The organism is Longimicrobiaceae bacterium, from assembly GCA_035696245.1.
Lineage (GTDB): Bacteria > Gemmatimonadota > Gemmatimonadetes > Longimicrobiales > Longimicrobiaceae > DASRQW01.
Map to the genome: position 1 here is coordinate 1 of DASRQW010000525.1, position 16,324 is coordinate 16,324.

The window sequence follows — 16,324 nt, forward strand, 5'->3', positions numbered from 1 at the left end:
GTAGAAGCCCTTCCAGTCGCCCCGCTCGGCGAAGCCCGATGCCCGCGCGCGGTCGAGCGCAGCCAGCGCCGCCGCGCGCGCGTCCGTCTCCGTCGTCGCCTCTCTCCGTCTCCGCATAAAGCGGCGGACGAGATACGCGACGAGCAGGATCAGCAGCAGCGCGGCGAGCGCGATCGCGGCGATGAGAAGCGTGTAGCTCACCGCGCGCGCATCGTCCAGCACGTCCTTGGCAGGTTTGGGCCGCAGCCCCGCCGTGTCCGCCGGGAGCACGGAGCGGACGGCTGGCAGCGCGAGCCCGTAGCCCATCGCCAGCGACGATCCGTCCGCGCGCGTGACCGCCAGCTTCACCGTTGCGGGCGGCAGCGGAAGCGAGTCCGCGCGCCAGGCGACCAGCGGGATCGCGACGGACCACCGCGTCCGAGCGCTGTCCAACGGCTGGACCGCGACGGAGTCTGTGAGCTGGTACGCATCGCTGTCGGGAGATGCGACGCGGGCCGAGAGCGTCGCGCCCGCGGGCACGGTGACGCGCGCCAGGGAGCGGAACGGCTGTCCGACCGTCACCGTGTCCGGCGTCACGCCCGCCGCGACGTGCACGCTCGTGTCCGCCGCCTGCGCGCGCGCCTCCGTCGAGAGGAGCGCGGGGGATGCGAGCAGCGCCGCGGCGGCGAGGAGCGGACGAAGATGGCTGCTCATCGGCGGAGGCGGCTTTCGCGGCGACGGAAGAAGGCGAGCAGCGGCGCGGACCATGGCGTGTCCGTCCTCAGCTCCACCTCGTCCATCCCCAAGCGCCGGAAGAGGCTGCGCGTCCTCGCCCGCTCCTCGTCCACCGACTCCGCAAACGCGCGGCGGACGGACGGATTGCTGGAATCCACCGTCACGCGCTCTCCCGTCTCCGGATCGACCACGCGCAGCAGGCCGGCGTCGGGAAGATCCACGTCCGCCGGGTCGGTGAGGGAGATGGGGATCACGTCGTGGCGGAACGACGCCGTGGCCATCGCCTTCTCGAACGGCGCCGCATCTCCCGAAACCTGGAAGTCGCTGAGCAGGAAGATGATGGACCGCGACCGGAGCAGCCGCGTGGCGTACGCGACCGCCGCGGCGAGGTCGGTCCCGGAGCCCGCCGGCTCGAACGCCAGCAGATCGCGGATGAGGCGCAGCACGTGGCGGCGGCCCTTCCGCGGCGGCACGAAGGCCTCGATGCGGTCGGTGAAGACGAGCAGGCCCACCCGGTCGTTGTTGCGCACGGCGGACATCGCCAGCGTGGCCGCGACCTCGGCCACCAGCTCGGACCGGAACCGGCCCCGCGTGCCGAACCGCTGCGAGCCGGAGAGGTCCACGGCGAGGAGCACCGTCAGCTCGCGCTCCTCGATGTACTTCTTCACGTACGTCTCGCCCGTCCTGGCGCTGACGTTCCAGTCGATGGTGCGCACGTCGTCGCCCGGCAGGTACTCGCGCACCTCCACGAACTCGATGCCCTGGCCCTTGAAGACGGAGTGGTACTCGCCGCTGAAGCGCGAGGTGACGAGACCTCGCGTGCGCAGCTCGATGCGGCGCACCTGGCGCAGCACGTCGGCCAGCGCGTCGTCGCTGCGCGGCGGCGGGACCGCGGGCGGCTTCGCCCTGCGGCGGCGGAAGAGGCTCAGCACCGGTCGCGCCCCGCTCAGGGCACCGGGACCAGCTCGAAGATGCGCGCCACCACGTCGTCCGACGTGATCTCTTCCGCCTCGGCCTCGTACGTGGTGACCACGCGGTGGCGCAGCACGTCGGGCCCGATGGCTTTCACGTCCTCCGGCGCCACGTAGGTGCGGCCGCGCAGGAACGCATGGGCCCGCGCGCAGACCGCGAGGGCGATGGTGGCGCGCGGCGACCCGCCGAACTCGATGAGCGGCGCCAGCTCGGCCGCGCCGTGCGCCTTGGGGTCGCGCGTGGCGCTCACCAGGTCCACGATGTAGTCCGCGATCTTGTCGTCCAGGTACAGCCCCGCGATCACCTGCCGCGCCTGGAGGATCTCCTCCGGCGTGGCGACGGGCGAGATGGGGATGTCGTTGCCGCCGGAGATGCGGCGCAGGATCTCCTTCTCCTCGTCGCGCGTGGGATAGCCCACGCGCACCTTGAGCATGAAGCGGTCGACCTGCGCCTCGGGCAGCGGGTACGTGCCCACCTGCTCGATGGGGTTTTGCGTGGCGAGCACCAGGAACGGCTGCGGCAGCGGATACGTCTCGCCGCCGATGGTGACCTGCTTCTCCTGCATGGCCTCCAGCAGCGCCGCCTGCACCTTGGCCGGGGCGCGGTTCACCTCGTCAGCCAGCACGATGTTGGCGAAGATGGGGCCCCGGTGCGGCACGAACTCGCCCGTGCGCTGGTTGTAGATGGTCGTCCCCACCACATCGGCCGGCAGCAGGTCGGGCGTGAACTGGATGCGGGCGAAGGTGGTGTGGATCGTCTCCGCCAGCGTCTTCACCGCCAGCGTCTTCGCCAGGCCGGGCAGCCCCTCGAACAGCACGTGCCCGCCGGTGAGCAGGCCGATGAGCAGCCGCTCGATCATGTAGTCCTGCCCCACCACGCGCTTGCCCATCTCGCGGGCGATGCGCTGGAGCAGGTCGCTGCGCACGCCCGGCGTGGCGGCGGGCGGGGACGGCACGGTCGGAATCATCTACGGCCTCGGCTGAACGGACTGGATATCGCTGCACGGAACGGACACGGCCCGGCACGAGGGAAATCCCGTGCCGGGCCGTTGGCGTATCCCGAATGGAGCGTTTTCGTTCCCGTGCCGGGCCGCCCGCTCAGAGGCGGGGCTGGATGTCGGTCGTCGTGTAGCACACGTCCAGGGAGTACAGGCACGGCCCGGGACACGACCCACCATCGGTGGGGTCCGGCTTCATGTAGAAGGCCGGCCCTCCGTCGGCGGGCGCGGGCTGCGGCGTGTCCGAGGTCCCGAACGATTCTACGAGAGCGATGAAACGTCCAGTTTGCGTTGCACGGCTGCTTCTCCGTCTGGAGTGTTGAGCCGCGGGTCCGCGAACCCCGCACCCCCCGGCGTCGGGCGGGCGGGTATCGCTAAGCGAGCGTTTGCATTCCGGATCCCCGCCGTTCGGCCGCCTCAGCCGCAGCCGACCTCTCCGTCACACGTGGAGAGCGAGTAGATGCACTTGTACTGACACGAGATGTGGCCCGTGGGCAAGATGTTGAACTCCGGAGTGCCCTCGCTTCCGGGCACGTCGACCGTTCCGAACGACTCGACGTCGATCGATCCCACGTCCAGCTTGCTCTTCATACCTGGCCTCCACGATGAGGTTTACTTGGAGAGATGGACCGTCGCCTACCGCAGCCGCTGCGTGTTCTCGGTTGGGCACTCGATGGGCTTGCACGTGGGTCCGCCCTCCAGCGTGAGCGTGCCCGACGCGGCGATGAAGTCGGCCTCCGTGCCGCTGGTGACAAGGATCGGCACCGTGTCGAACGACTCGACGGAGAGGTCATAGGGGAAGAGCTTGATCTGCATATCAGTTCCTTTCGGAAGGCGAGAAGAGAGCGGGAGCCGGGCTGCGCGTCACCGCGTGAGATTGCAGTTGTACATGCACGTCGGCGAGTCGGTGCAGTAGTCCGGGACCGTCGCGATCGCGCCGAACATCGGTCGCGTCGGATCGGTGAAGTCGGAGGCTGCGGGGTCGAAGCTCTCCACGTTAAGCTGCTCAGAATCGATCGTCAGCTTCATGCTCTCTCCTCGCGAGGAAGGTGATTCCGCCGAACCCCGGACTCGGCCCGGCCGAGATGCAGCAGCCCCACAGCAACGCTGCACCTTACGTCGTTAAAGGAGAGAGCACAAGAGCGGCGAAGACGCGGAGCAGTACGGCCCCGTGTCTCAGCTGCGGACGCAAAAACCGCGAGGCATGGATCGCTTCCTGAGGATGCTGTCACGGAAGATGCCGGGCAGCGATCGCTCAGCCGAGCGCCTTCGCGACCGCTATCGGACGTCACGACCGTTGCCGAGACGCTGCAAACCCGCGCCGGAAAGCCGAACACTACTAGGCCGCGCGACCGCTTTCCATCCGTACGTCGCGAGTGCTTGCGAACAATCAACCGTCCTGAAACTCGCCGAAGTACCTATTCATCGAGCGGAGCCCACGGGCGAACACGTCGTTGAGCGCGGTCGACTATCGCTCGGTCGAGGACGGAAAGAAATTTCTCCGTTATCTCCTTGCCATCCCATATGTCGTCGTTCACCGTCGCGTCTTCCAGACCAAAATCTTCAGACCACTCCCAACCTGATAGCAACTCCTCCCCACTCTTGATTCCGTGAACAGCTACTCCAATTAGCATACCGACGGGAGTGGGGAAAGCGTGTTGGAGGTACCGTTCCCAGAACTCGTCGAATCGCGTCGCTCCATCCACGAATTCCCATGTCGCACTACCTAATTCGTAAGGAAGCGCCATATAAAAAGGGGTATTCACCCGTCTTACGACTGGTTTCCGGTACGGCCTCGTAGCACTATAGAAGTTCCGTCTTACCTTGCGTTCGAAGACAATACAAGCGGAGCCACTCAGATGTATGAGATGAGACTCTATGCCTGGTATCGGAAATGAGTACAGTTTGAGTTGCTCACGAAACCAGATCCCGTAAGCCACAGCTTGTTGCTGCCCGACTTGGTTCGCAGCCTCAGATCGGTCGACGGCTTCTGATTCACTCCCCGCGTCAGGAGGAACAAGATGCCACGGACGAATGTGATACAACAGCGCGATTAGGCCCAGGAGTTCTAGGTGTGCGCCAGACAGCGAATGCACGAGTTCTACTGCTTGGTTGCTCGCGACAGCTTTAGTCGAGCCCGAGTCGGAACTAAGGCGCTCAGAAATTGCGCGGGCTAGAATCGCATGTCGCTCGCGACTGCTGGTACGGGCACCGGAGAGAATCGCTTGTCGGAAGGTGAAAGCGGCATCTGGATCTTCTAGGCCCTGAGTCACCTTGGAGGCGGTGTCTGTCTCCGTCGGATCGTGTTCACCTCGCTTTAAGTTCTGGGCAAGGACCGCAAGGAAAGCAAGTACGTTCGATTCCGCAGTGGAATGTGCAACGGAAAGATGCTTGCCGAAGTACCGTTCGATGAGCGGCTGTGCTGTGCGGACGTACAGCGCTTTCGCAACCTCGCCAGCCACTCCGCTTATGACCCCGCCCGCGATGATCTCGCTCGGTTCCATGGCATTACACCTTCGAGAATAGTTCTACCAACAGCGGTACTGACGACCAGTCTGAAAGGAAGTGCAGCCCAACATCAAATTAGGCAAGCAGGGCCGGAGTCAGATACGGAAACACTGTGATCGGTTTTCAGATTTGTCGCCCACTTGCCAGTTCAGTGGCGTCGAGCGAAGCAGGTCAACCTAGCCGAACGCTTTCCCGACCGCCTCGCGCACGTCGTGGTCGCGGTCTTTGGCCAGGCGCTGGAGGACGGCGCGGGCCGCTTCGCCGCCGATCTCGCCGAGGGCGCGGACGGCTTCCACGCGAATCTGCGTGGGGGTGCGCGAGAGCCAGCCGCCGCCCGCGCGCTCCGCCAGGGCCGGCACCGCGCGCGGGTCGCCGATGCGGCCCAGCGCGCGGATCATCTCCTGGCACGCCTCGTTGTCCGTCTCGCGGCCCAGCACCGCCAGGATGGGCGTGACGCCTGCGCCGGACTTCGTCAGCCCCAGCCCCAGCGCCGCCGCGGCGCGCAGGCCGGACTCCGCATCGGAGAGGCCGCGCACGAGCAGCGGCACCGCCTCCTCGCCGCCCAGCTTGCTGAGCGCCAGGATTGTCTCGCGGCGTACGCGCGGGTCGGAGTGGCGGATGGTGCGGGTGAAGTGGTCCAGCGCGTCGGCGCTGCGGATCTCGCCCAATATGCCCACCATGTTGCGGACCACGAACCAGCGCTCGTCGCCCACCATGTCCTCCAGCAGCGGCACGCCCACGTGGTCCAGCGCCACCAGCGCGTCGCGGTAGGCCCGCCGCGCGGACAGGTCGGATGCGGCGGTGAGCGCGTGCTCCAGCGGCTGCACCACCTCGGCGCCCAGGTACAGCACGGTGGCCCGCAGGCTGGCGCGCTCCTCCTCCGTCCGCGCGCGGCCCAGGCGCGCCACCAGCTCGTCGATCACCGGCCGGCGGTTCGCGAGGCGGTGGATGGCGAGCATCACGTGCCCGCGCACCGCGGGGCTCTTCGCGCCCAGGTGCTCGGCGTCGCGCCGGAGGTCCTCCACCAGCGCGATCACGCGGTCCACCATCCCCTGCTCCACCGCCCAGCGGCCCACGTACTCCAGCCGCTCCAGCGCCTCCAGCCGCTCGGAGTCGGAGCCGGCGTGCAGCATCTGCCGCAGCTCCTCGGCGTCCTCGTGCTCCACGCGCGTGGCGGACTCGCGGACCTGGTCGTACATGTCGGCGGTCGACCAAAGGATCACGTCGTCCTTCTCCTCCGCCAGCGGCTCCTCCGCCGCGACGGGCGGGTCGACCACCGAGCCGTTCACCACCACGCCGCGCGCCCCGGCCGCGGTGAGCACCGCGTGGAAGCCGCCCGCCGCGCGCACCACCCGCGGCGGCAGCGTGGCGGCGGAGAGGAAGCGTCCCAGCGACTCCGCGCCCATCTCGCGCCGCAGGACGAGCGACGACACGCCCTGCTCCGCCAGGCGCGCGGCGAAGCGGGCGGCGTGGGGCGAGCGGCGGGCCAGGGGCTCGGTGCCCGTGGCGAAGCCGCCGCGGCCCACGTCGCAGCGCAGGTCCATGCCCAGCGTGAGCAGGTCGGCCTCCAGCTTGTGGAGCGCCTGCGCCAGGGTGGGATGCGTGAGCGGGTAGAACTCGGCCAGGGCATAGCCCTTGGCGAGATCGCCCACCACCGCGCTCGTGGACCGGCCCCCGCTCACGTTTCGCTCATCGCTTGATGCGTTCTCCCCCGTCCTCGTAGCGGAAGATCCACGCGGCCAGCGCGCCCGGGCGAATGCGCCGGGCTCGTTCCCACGGCTCCACGTCCCACCGGCTGCCGCCGTCCGGGTCCACCAGCCCGTCCAGGCGCTGGAGGATCTGCCCCAGCCGCCCGCGCCAGCGCTCCCAGTTCGCGGCGCGGAGGTCCACCCAGCCGTTGTCGGCCGCCCACTGCCAGCCGTGCTCGCCCTCCTCGGGCCGCACCTTCACGTCACCGCCGCGCAGGACGCGCGCGCCGTCCGCCAGCAGGACGGGAAGGCCGATGGAGAGCATGCGCGTGCGCAGGTCCGCATCTCCCGTCACCAGCGCCTCCGCCGCCCGCGCCATCTCGGCGGGGTCGAGAGATGCGGCGCTTCCCAGGTCTCCCCCGTGCAGGCGGCTCAGGATGGCGCCCTCGAAGAGCAGCTTGGCGAGCCGCGGCGGGCCCAGCATCTCGTAGGCGATGGACGAGACGCCGTTCGCGTCCTCCAGCTCGTCCATGCGGGCCAGGGCGCTCTCGCGCAGCACGCCGGCGCGGTACGTGGGGCCGGAGGTGGATGCATCGAGCGCGGCGATCACGTCGCGGCCGGTGGGGTGGCCGCGCACCTCGCGCACGGCGTTCGCGGCGATCTCCTCCGGGGTGATGAACTCCATCAGCCCCAACGCAGTCAGCGTCTCGAACTCCGGCGGGGAGAAGAGGCCGTTCTCGCCCGCGTCCAGGAAGACGCCCGTGAGCGCCTCGCCCGTGTCGGACCACGACTCCGGGGCGGACGCGTCGAACGCCGTCTCCACGCGCATCGGCACGGTAGAATCGACGCGGCGGATGGGCTTCCCGGCGCGCTTCACCTCGCCGAAGCCCACGCGCTTCCACGAGATGGCCGCCGTGGGCTTGATCTCCTTGACCGCGGGGGCGCCGGGCGTGCGCGCCATGAGATAGAGCAGGAGGGTGTGCGCGCCGGCGAGGGACGACTTGGCCAGCAGCACGCGCGACGGGCGCTCTTCGGAGTGCGTGAAGGGGATGTTCAGCCCCATGCCCCCGGTGCCCGCCGTGCCGATCTTGAGGTACATCCGCGTCCCCGCGCGCTTCATCGCATCGAGCGCGATCTGCGCGTGGCGGATCAGCTGGGGAAGATAAAGCGTGGCGAGGTGCCGCTCAACCGATTCGTTGTCGGCCTCGCCCGCCTTCGACTTCTCCAGCAGGCCCGACGCGCTGGCGAACATGTTCTGGTACGCGAACACCGTCGCCGTGTTGATGCAGTCCACCACCAGGTCGGGGCGATGCGTGAGCAGCAGATGACCGAGCGCCGATCTCTCCACCGCGTCATCCGCAGGCGGGGCGTACAGCTCCTCCAGGATCAGCGCGCGGGCCGCGGGATCGGCCAGGATCTCCGCCCGGCGCCGGTCCTTCAGCGCGTGCGGGACGAAGACGTCGCCCCACTCGGCGGAAAGCTCCACACCTTGCGCCGAGGGCTCCGTGCGAAGCTCGGCGAGGCCGCCTTCCGCCTCCGCCTGCGTGAGGCCGGAGATGACGAGCGCCGCCGGCCGGTGCGGCAGCAGCTCGCGCGCGATGGCCATGCCGACGAGCCCCGACCCGCCGAGGATGAGAACGCGTGACCCCTGTATGTCCATGAAAACGCAGAAGGATGCGGAGTGTGTGCGCGTCCCGGCGGCGGTGTGGCCGCCGGGACGTGGAGTGGGCTACGGGATTCGGTGGGTGCGGATCAGCTGCGTTTGGTGGGCCGCCCGCCGGGCTTGCCGGGGCCGCGCTTGGGGCCGCCGCCGGGCCCCTTCCGCGGGCCGCCGGACGGCGGACGCTTGCCGCGCGGACCGTCTCCCTCGCCGCGGGGAGCGCGGCCGGGCTTGGACGTTGAGCGCCACTCGTCCGTCTCGTCCGCAGGGGCGCCGCGGCCGCGCGCGGGTGGTGCGGGACGCTTGCTGCGGGGCAGCATCGCGCCCTCGTCCTTCGAGAAAGGCCGCTTGTTGCGCGGCCCCTCCGCCGCGTCGCCGCGAGGCGGACGGCCGGACGCCGCCGGACGCTTGCCGCGTGGCGTATCCGCCGCGTCGCGAGACGGGCGGCCCGGCGCGGCGGGACGCTTCGGCCGCGGCGCATCACCGGCGTCGTCGCGGTCGGGGCGGCGGGGAGAGGAAGATGACGAGCCGCGGCCGGCGCGATGGCCCTCCGCGCGCTCGGAACGCTCCGCGCGGTTCGGCCTGTCCGGCCGCTCGGGGCGATACGCGGCGCCGGAGCGCGCGGGCGGACGCTTCCCACGCGGCGCATCCCCGTCGTCGCGGGCCGGACGCTTGCCGCGAGGCGCATCCCCATCATCGCGAGTGGGACGCTTGCCACGCGGCGCATCTGCGGACTCGGCGCCGCGGCGGAACGGAGCGTCGGACGAGGCGCCCTTCCGCGCCGGGCCCGAACGCTCGGGCCGGTCGGCGCTGCCGCGCGAGCCGAACTTCCCGCGCGGCGCATCTGCCGCGTCGTCGCGCTCCGGGCGGCGAGCGGCACCCGCGGGCTTGCCGGGACGATCATGGCGCGCGGTCCGCCCCGCATCTCCCGAATCCGCCGCGTCCCTGCTGGGGCGAGGCGCGGAGCCCGGACGCTCGTGCCGCGTCTCGGACAGCGGACGCCGCACCGCATCGTCCGCCGAACCACGGCCGGCAGGCTTCGCCTCGGCCTTCTCGCGCGCGGCGACGCTGCGGGCCCGCCAGTCCGTCTTCGGCAGCCCGCGGTCCTCGGCGGACTCACGGCCGAGAGGAGAGGCGGACTTGCGCGGCGCGTCCGCATCTTCCGACCACTTGCCGCGCTTCACAGGCGTGTCATCGCGCTTTCCGCGCCCGGGACCGTCGCTGCGGCCCGGCTTCGCGCCCGGACGGCCGCGCGGCGCGGCGGACGCGCCCTCGGCGGGACGCTCCCACTTGCCGGGCGCCGTCTTCCGCTTCGGCGGCTCGTCGCCCGAAGCGTGGCCGCGCTTGCCGGCCGACTTCGCCTCGTACGCCTTCTCCACCGCCTTCGCGGTTCGGGAGCGCGGCGCCTTCCGGTCGCCATCCTCCGGCACCAGCGCGGGACGCAGGCGAGCGGACGGACGGACGCGCTCTCCGTCCACCGTCTTCCCCGCCGTCGCCTTCCGCGCTCCGCGCATCTCGTCCACCGTGGGCGGGCGGCGGCGCGGATACGCATCCTTCACCTTGTCGTCGGACCCGTCGGCGGCCTTGGCGCGCGGCTTGGCGTTGCGCACGGCGTCCAGCTCGTGCTTGCCGATCACGCGCCACTTGCCGAGGCCCAGCTCGCCCAGCTCCACCGGCCCGAACCGCCGCCGGATCAGCCGCCGCACCGGGTGGCCGATGCTCTCCAGCATGCGCCGGATCTCGCGCTTCTTCCCCTCGCGCAGCACGATGCGGATGCGGAAGACGCCCTCGTCCACCTGGTGCAGCCGGGTGACCGACTCGGCCTTCGCCACCCCGTCTTCCAGCTTCACCCCGCGCACCAGCTCGCGCGTCTCCTCGCTCGAGAGCTGGCCCATCGCGTCGGCCAGGTACTCCTTGGTGGTCCCGTAGCTGGGGTGCAGCATCAGGTGGGCGGTGTCGCCGTCGTTGGTCATCAGCAGGATGCCTTCGCTGTCGCGGTCCAGGCGTCCCACGTGGAAGAGCGAGGCGTACTTCTCCGGCAGCAGGTCGTACACCGTCTGCCGGCCGTACTGGTCGATGCGCGTGGTCACGTAGCCGCGCGGCTTGTGCAGCGCGATCCAGGTGAGCGGCACCTGCTCCACGGACTTGCCGTCGACCTGCACGTCGTCGTGGCCGGGGCGCACCTTGGTGCCCGGCGCCGTCACGCTGGCGCCGTTCACGAACACGCGTCCCTGCGCGATCAGCTCCTCGCTGGCGCGGCGCGAGGCGATCCCGGCGCGCGCCAGGTAGGCCTGCAGGCGGACCTCGCCGCCACGGGCGGAGGGCTTACTGGGCATGCGACCCACTTTCCTTGTCTCTCTGTGCGAGCACCACCGGCAGCTCCTCGGAGCGGGGCAGGTCGTCGATGGTGCGGAACCCGAAATGCTGCAAGAAGAAGGGCGTCGTGCCGTACAGCAGCGGACGGCCAAGCCCTTCGCCGCGGCCCACCACCTCCACCAGGCCGCGCTCCTGCAGCGTCTTCAGCACGCCGCCGGCGCCAACGCCGCGGATCTCCTCCACCTCGGCGCGGCCCACCGGCTGGCGGTACGCGATGATGGCCAGCGTCTCCAGCGCGGGCGCGGACAGGCGCGACGCGGCGGGCACCGTGTCGAAGCGCTCCAGCACCGGCGCGTACTCCGGCCGCGTGAGGAGCTGCCAGCCGCCGGCGACCTCGAAGACGGCGAACGCCCGCTCCTCGCGCTCGTACTCCGCGCGAAGCTCGGCCACCGCCTCCTCCACCCGCTGCTCGTCCAATCCCTCCTCGGCGCGGGCCAGGTCCTCGGCGCTCAGCGGCGCCTGGCTGGCGAAGAGCAGCGCCTCGACCATGCGGCTCACGCGCACGTCACTGGCCCTCGCGCGCGCGGAAGATCCACAGCGGGCTGAACGGCGAAACCTGGCGCAGGCGCACGGTGTTGCGCTTCGCCAGCTCCAGGCACGCGAGCACGGTGACGACCGCGTGCATCCGCGTCCCCCACGGCGCCACCAGCGCGGCCAGCTCCACGCGCCGCGAGCGCTCCAGCGCCTCTTGCACCAGCGCCATCTTCTCATCCACCCGCACCGGCTGGCCGTGGATGTGGTAGCCCGCCGCGGGCTCGGCAAGGCGCTCGCCCAGCAGCATCGCCGCAGTCCACACCTCGCCCCACTCCGTCGTCAGCGGCAGGTCCGCGAGCCGCGGCGCCGGGCGGACCTCCACGAAGCCGCGGCCGTACAGCCGGGCGCGCACGCGCTCCGCCTGCTCCAGGTGCCGGGCCGCCTCGCGGAAGTGCTCGTACTCCAGCAGCCGCCGCACCAGCTCGGCGCGCGGGTCCTCCTCGTCGCCCGCGTCGCCGTGGCGCGGGAAGAGCATCTGCGCCTTGATGCGGATCAGCGTGGCCGCCACCTCCAGGAACTCCCCCGCGCGCTCCAGCTCCAGGTGCTCCACGCTGCGGATCGCCGCCAGGAACTGCGCCGTGATCCGCGAGATGGGGATGTCGAAGATGTCGATGTCCTGGTTGCGGATCAGGTGCAGCAGCAGGTCCAGCGGCCCGTGGAATCGCTCCAGGTCCACCTCGTACGGATCGCGCGCGACCGTCCCCGCGGCCTCCATCGGTCAGACCAGCACTTCCTGCAAGCCGCGGAACACCGAGTAGATGCCGTTCGTGAGCGGCGTCAGGAATCGGAAGCCGCCCACGAACACCAGCAGCATCAGCACCGCCATCCCGTAGCGGCTCATCTCCCGGTAGCTCAGCGCCGCCTTGGGCGAGAGGAAGTGCACCAGCACCCGCGACCCGTCCAGCGGCGGGATGGGGATGAGGTTGAAGAGGATGAGCAGGATGTTGAGCCGCACCCCGATGTCGAACATCTGCAGCAGCGTGTTCCACACGCCCTCTGCTCCCGGCGCCAGGCGGTACGCCCAGATCATCGCCACGCAGAGCAGGGTGAAGACGATCGCCATCCCGAAGTTCGCCACCACGCCGGCGATGGAGACCAGCAGGTCGCCCCGCTTGTAGTTGCGATACTTCCGCGGCGTGGTAGGCACCGGCTTGGCCCAGCCCAGCAGCGGCGCCCCGGTGAGCATGGCGATCATGGGCAGCAGCAGCGTGCCCACGGGGTCGATGTGCGCGGCGGGGTTCAGCGTCACGCGCCCCAGCATGTACGCCGTGTCGTCGCCCTGCTTGAGCGCGACCCACGCGTGGGCGAACTCGTGCACGGTGAACGACAGGATAAGGATGGGAAGGCTGAGGAGGAGGTAGCGTGGGTCTGGCATGGCGCGCAAGCTAGGGCGCGTGCCGGGCGTTGTCAAAAGCGGGCCCGCGCGGGGTTGACAGGTCCGCCGCTGGCGGGTAGCTTTCGTGCTTTCTGGCGTTGCCCGTGCCCGGGTGCGCCGCAACGATCCCGCTGGAGGAAACCTTGCCGAACGTCAAGTCCGCCGAAAAGAGGATGCGGACCAGTGCGATCCGCGCCGACCGCAACCGGCAGTATCGCTCGCGGCTCCGCACCGCGCTCAAGAAGGTCCGTCAGGCGGACGACGCCCAGACGGGCGCCGCCGCCCTTCAGGAGGCCGCCCGCATGCTCGACAAGGCTGCTGCCAAGCGCATCATCCATCCGAACAAGGCCGCCCGCGCCAAGTCGCGCCTGACCGCCATGATCCGGAAGCTCGACACCGCCGCCGCGTAAGCAGCAGCGCCGCAAGACAGCAGAAGGCCCGCCCGCTCCCAGAGCCGGCGGGCCTTCTCGCGAGCACAGCAGCACCCGCAACAATGAACGAGCCCGGCTCCCGGTCGGGCAGCAACTTCTTTCATACCACCACCGTTCACATGAGGCCGGCACGTGGAGCTTTCCGCCTTGACGGTTCGCGTCCTCCTGTTGTTCTTCCCCGGCGTGCTCTGCGCGCTCCTGGTGGATGCGCTGACGGTGCACAAAGAACGCAAGGCGGTTGAGTTCCTGACGCACGCCTTTCTTCTGGGGATCGGCTCGTACCTCACCCTCTACGTCGCGAGGGAGCTTGTCGATGCGGTAGCCGAACTTCCGTGGAGCCCTTACCGGCCGCTCCCGCTCACGTTCTTCGACGCCCTGCTCGACGTCAAGGCGCGGATTGCATGGGGAGAGATATTCCTCGCTGCCGTTTCCGCAGTCGCGCTGGCCGGTACCGTCTCGGCTTTCGCCACTCACAAGGTGCTCCACCGGTTAGCGAAGCGGTGGCACATCTCGCGCAAGATCGGCGAGCTGGACCTGTGGGCACTCCTCTTCAACGCTCCAGGCACCAGTGGATGGGTGACGGTTCGTGACCTGCGCTACGATCTCATGTTCTTCGGCTGGGTTGAGGCGTTCTCCGACATGGCGGACAAACCCCAGCTCATCCTCCGGGATGTGGTCACGTTCGAAGGCAGCACGGGACGGGAACTGTACAGATCAGATCGTGTATTCCTGGCGAGGGAGGCGGATTCGATCATCATCGAGCCCTTCCCATCACGTTCTCCGGATAACGTAGGAGCTGGCGATGGACTCTCAGAGCCACACACCACCGCTGCGCGAAGGGAAGTTCATCAAGGGTGGACTGAACACGGATCCGCAGACCCCACGACCGAACTTCACGCCGGCCCCGCTCGGACCACGCACCGTCGCGGCGGCAGCGACGGAGAAGAAGTAGAGCAAGCGGGCGAGCGTGATCCGGACCCTACGCTCACCCGTCCGGACGAGTAGACGGAGGATAAAAGAGAAGGCCCGCTGAGATCGCTCAGCGGGCCTTCAGCATTCTCCGACTGTCGCGCGGTTCGCTACAGCTCCGAGCCGCAGACTTCGCAGTACCAGGCGTGGGGCTCGTTGAGGGCGCCGCACTCCTTGCAGAGCAGGCGGCCCGCGGGGGGGGCGCCGGACGGCAGGGTGGGCACGTCTCCCCCGCCCCGCCCGCTCGGCGCGGGAGGAGGCGTGGGCGAGCCGGAGATGGCGCGGTCCAGCTCCTCCAGGAATGCCAGGTCGTCGGCCGCCAGGCCCGCATCCGCAGCGCTGCCTGAGGATTTGCCGACGGTGGACGGGCCGACGTCCACGTCGTTCAGGAACTCCAGCCCGTCGCTCTCGGCGCCCGCGTCCCAAGCGGAGGGCTTCGCGGGCGGCGCGTCCCAGCCCGGAGCCTTGGGCGCGGCGGGGGCGTCCCACGCGGCGGTCTGGCGATCCAGCGCGTCCAGCCACGGCAGGTCCACATCTTCCTCGTCCGCCGCCTCTTCACCGGCCGCAGCGGTCGCGTCCGCGGCGAACTCGTTGCCGAACGGGTCGCCTTCGGGCTCGGCGGACGCGTTCGCTGCGGCCGCCTCGGACGGGTACTGCTCCGCGAACGGCTCGCCGGCGTCGATCTCGGGTGCGATCTCCTCCTCCGCATCCTCGAAGTCGGTGTCGTCCGCGATGGCTTCGGGCGCCGCGACGTCGGCGCCGATCGGCTCCACGTCGACCGGCTCGGCTTCGACGGCCGGGTCGTCGTCGTAGCCCGCCGCGGCGGTCACATCGCCCGAACCATCCGCATCGGCCGAAGCGGATGCGTCCGACGAGGCGTCGGAAGCCGTTGCGGGCTGTCCATCTCCCGTCTGCGGCTCCGCATCCGCGGCGTCGCCGCCGCCGATCTCGGCGAGGAGGCGGGAGAGGCGCTCCACCTCGTCGCGCGCGCGGCCGAGCTCTTCCTCGGCGGTGGCGGCGTCGTTCTCCATCCCCGGGCGCGCCTCGTCCCACGCCGCGTCGTCCAGCTCGCCGATCACGTGGCGCAGGCGGGTCTCCTCCAGCGCGTCGAGCGCGGCGGCGCGGCGGCCATCGGCTTCGTCCATACCCGTGCGGAGCGCGGCCAGGTTGCGGTCCAGCTCCTCGCGGTGCGTGCCCAGCTCCTCGGTCACGCGCGCCAGGCGGGCCTGGTAGTCGCCGCGCACCCGCTCGGCCACGCGCTCCGAAGCCTCGGTGCGCACCTCGTCGAGCTTGGCGATCCAGCCGCGAAGCTGCTCGCGCTGGCGGATCAGGTCGTGCACCGGCGTGGGCTCGCCGGACGCGTTCGCAGCAGTCATCGGGATCTTCCGTGTGGAAGGACGCGGCGTGGCCTCAGCCGCGGAACAGGTCGATCAGCACGCCCGCGAGCTCGGCCGGCGCCACCGGCTCCACCTCGGGCACGTTGGGGAAGGCCGGCGGCTGGAAGAACGCGCGCTCCATGCCGCGGTCGTACGCCGACCAGGCGCCCTCGTCCACCGCCGCCAGCGCGGCCATGGCGGGATTCATCTTGCTGTCCAGGTCGTCGGCGTAGTGCAGGATCATGGCCTCCAGCGTCTGCGGCACCTTGGGGCTGGCCCACTCGTGGCGCCCCTGGTGGCTGGCGATGAGGTGCTGCAGGTGCAGCAGCTTCTCGGGCGAGATGCCCGGCAGCGCCTCTGCCTCGCGCGTCACGATCTGCAGGCCGATGAGGATGTGGCCCAGCAGCTGGCCCTCGTCGGTGTACATGATGGTGCGGTGCGCAGCCAGCTCGCGCACCTTGCCGATGTCGTGCAGCAGCGCGCCCGCCACCAGCAGGTCGCGGTCTATGCGCGCGCCCTGCGACTGGTAGTGCGCACCAAGCCGGTCGGCGCTCCTGGCGACGGAGAGCGAGTGCTCCATCAGCCCGCCCAGGTAGGCGTGGTGGTTCTTCTTGGCCGCGGGGTGCATGCGGAACTGCTTGCCCAGCGTGGTCTTCTTCCCCACGCACCGCGTGAGCAGTGTGCGCAGCGCCAGGTCGCTCACCGTCTCCACCAGCTGGTCCAG

At 70.1% G+C, this 16,324-nt stretch carries 17 protein-coding genes; 2 read left to right on the forward strand and 15 right to left on the reverse strand.

All coding sequences use genetic code 11. The annotated features are described in order from the left end of the window. The 13 genes from VFE05_23325 to VFE05_23385 form a co-directional block, all read right to left on the reverse strand. Window positions 1-693 (reverse strand): hypothetical protein (locus tag VFE05_23325; GenBank protein ID HET6233028.1); only part of this gene is annotated, 693 nt, incomplete at its 3' end. Beyond that, window positions 690-1,646: a DUF58 domain-containing protein gene (locus VFE05_23330; protein HET6233029.1), complete on the reverse strand. Its 957-nt coding sequence runs from the start codon at window positions 1,644-1,646 to the stop codon at window positions 690-692. The genes VFE05_23330 and VFE05_23325, both read right to left, overlap by 4 nt. 14 nt (window positions 1,647-1,660) lie before the next feature. Next, entirely contained in the window at window positions 1,661-2,653 is a 993-nt protein-coding gene (locus VFE05_23335; protein ID HET6233030.1) for a MoxR family ATPase, read from the reverse strand. Between the two features lie 447 nt (window positions 2,654-3,100). Continuing rightward, a complete protein-coding gene (locus VFE05_23340; protein ID HET6233031.1) occupies window positions 3,101-3,274 on the reverse strand; it encodes a hypothetical protein in 174 nt (57 codons plus the stop codon). Window positions 3,275-3,319: 45 nt separating this feature from the next. Next, on the reverse strand, window positions 3,320-3,499 hold the full coding sequence (locus tag VFE05_23345; protein ID HET6233032.1) for a hypothetical protein: 180 nt from the start codon (window positions 3,497-3,499) through the stop codon (window positions 3,320-3,322). Between the two features lie 48 nt (window positions 3,500-3,547). Continuing rightward, window positions 3,548-3,712 (reverse strand): hypothetical protein, encoded by a 165-nt coding sequence (locus VFE05_23350; GenBank protein HET6233033.1) that lies wholly within the window; start codon window positions 3,710-3,712, stop codon window positions 3,548-3,550. Between the two features lie 389 nt (window positions 3,713-4,101). Then, complete coding sequence (locus VFE05_23355) at window positions 4,102-5,187, reverse strand: LPO_1073/Vpar_1526 family protein (GenBank protein ID HET6233034.1); 1,086 nt, start codon at window positions 5,185-5,187, stop codon at window positions 4,102-4,104. A gap of 180 nt (window positions 5,188-5,367) precedes the next feature. Then, window positions 5,368-6,873 carry a HEAT repeat domain-containing protein gene (locus tag VFE05_23360; protein HET6233035.1) on the reverse strand — a complete coding sequence of 502 codons (1,506 nt, stop codon included), beginning with the start codon at window positions 6,871-6,873 and terminating at the stop codon, window positions 5,368-5,370. 7 nt (window positions 6,874-6,880) lie between these two features. Then, window positions 6,881-8,485 (reverse strand): hypothetical protein, encoded by a 1,605-nt coding sequence (locus VFE05_23365; protein ID HET6233036.1) that lies wholly within the window; start codon window positions 8,483-8,485, stop codon window positions 6,881-6,883. Window positions 8,486-8,631: 146 nt separating this feature from the next. Then, complete coding sequence (locus VFE05_23370) at window positions 8,632-10,875, reverse strand: pseudouridine synthase (protein HET6233037.1); 2,244 nt, start codon at window positions 10,873-10,875, stop codon at window positions 8,632-8,634. Further along, window positions 10,865-11,404, reverse strand: a complete 540-nt coding sequence (scpB, locus tag VFE05_23375; protein ID HET6233038.1) for an SMC-Scp complex subunit ScpB — start codon at window positions 11,402-11,404, stop codon at window positions 10,865-10,867. The genes VFE05_23370 and scpB overlap by 11 nt, the downstream gene beginning before the upstream one ends. Before the next feature lie 16 nt (window positions 11,405-11,420). Continuing rightward, window positions 11,421-12,164 (reverse strand): segregation/condensation protein A, encoded by a 744-nt coding sequence (locus VFE05_23380; protein ID HET6233039.1) that lies wholly within the window; start codon window positions 12,162-12,164, stop codon window positions 11,421-11,423. A 3-nt stretch (window positions 12,165-12,167) separates the two neighbouring features. Next, entirely contained in the window at window positions 12,168-12,824 is a 657-nt protein-coding gene (locus VFE05_23385) for a site-2 protease family protein (GenBank protein ID HET6233040.1), read from the reverse strand. 143 nt (window positions 12,825-12,967) lie between these two features. Between VFE05_23385 and rpsT the strand changes: the two genes are divergently transcribed. Next, window positions 12,968-13,234 (forward strand): 30S ribosomal protein S20, encoded by a 267-nt coding sequence (gene rpsT / locus VFE05_23390; protein HET6233041.1) that lies wholly within the window; start codon window positions 12,968-12,970, stop codon window positions 13,232-13,234. 168 nt (window positions 13,235-13,402) lie between these two features. Beyond that, a complete protein-coding gene (locus VFE05_23395) occupies window positions 13,403-14,260 on the forward strand; it encodes a hypothetical protein (GenBank protein ID HET6233042.1) in 858 nt (285 codons plus the stop codon). Window positions 14,261-14,334: 74 nt separating this feature from the next. On the opposite strand, the gene VFE05_23400 is transcribed toward VFE05_23395, so the two are convergent. Further along, window positions 14,335-15,600: a hypothetical protein gene (locus VFE05_23400; protein ID HET6233043.1), complete on the reverse strand. Its 1,266-nt coding sequence runs from the start codon at window positions 15,598-15,600 to the stop codon at window positions 14,335-14,337. Window positions 15,601-15,634: 34 nt separating this feature from the next. Then, on the reverse strand, window positions 15,635-16,324 hold a 690-nt coding region (locus VFE05_23405; protein ID HET6233044.1), incomplete at its 5' end, for an HD domain-containing protein.

Excerpts from the sequence above, each read along its gene's own strand:
- VFE05_23350 (HET6233033.1), bottom strand. The coding sequence starts at position 3,712 with ATGAAGCTGACGATCGATTCTGAGCAGCTTAACGTGGAGAGCTTCGAC.
- VFE05_23380 (HET6233039.1), bottom strand. The coding sequence starts at position 12,164 with ATGGAGGCCGCGGGGACGGTCGCGCGCGATCCGTACGAGGTGGACCTG.
- scpB (HET6233038.1), bottom strand. The coding sequence starts at position 11,404 with ATGGTCGAGGCGCTGCTCTTCGCCAGCCAGGCGCCGCTGAGCGCCGAG.
- VFE05_23365 (HET6233036.1), bottom strand. The coding sequence starts at position 8,485 with ATGGCCATCGCGCGCGAGCTGCTGCCGCACCGGCCGGCGGCGCTCGTC.
- VFE05_23355 (HET6233034.1), bottom strand. The coding sequence starts at position 5,187 with ATGGAACCGAGCGAGATCATCGCGGGCGGGGTCATAAGCGGAGTGGCT.
- VFE05_23385 (HET6233040.1), bottom strand. The coding sequence starts at position 12,824 with ATGCCAGACCCACGCTACCTCCTCCTCAGCCTTCCCATCCTTATCCTG.
- VFE05_23370 (HET6233037.1), bottom strand. The coding sequence starts at position 10,875 with ATGCCCAGTAAGCCCTCCGCCCGTGGCGGCGAGGTCCGCCTGCAGGCC.
- VFE05_23400 (HET6233043.1), bottom strand. The coding sequence starts at position 15,600 with ATGACTGCTGCGAACGCGTCCGGCGAGCCCACGCCGGTGCACGACCTG.
- VFE05_23345 (HET6233032.1), bottom strand. The coding sequence starts at position 3,499 with ATGCAGATCAAGCTCTTCCCCTATGACCTCTCCGTCGAGTCGTTCGAC.
- VFE05_23335 (HET6233030.1), bottom strand. The coding sequence starts at position 2,653 with ATGATTCCGACCGTGCCGTCCCCGCCCGCCGCCACGCCGGGCGTGCGC.
- VFE05_23340 (HET6233031.1), bottom strand. The coding sequence starts at position 3,274 with ATGAAGAGCAAGCTGGACGTGGGATCGATCGACGTCGAGTCGTTCGGA.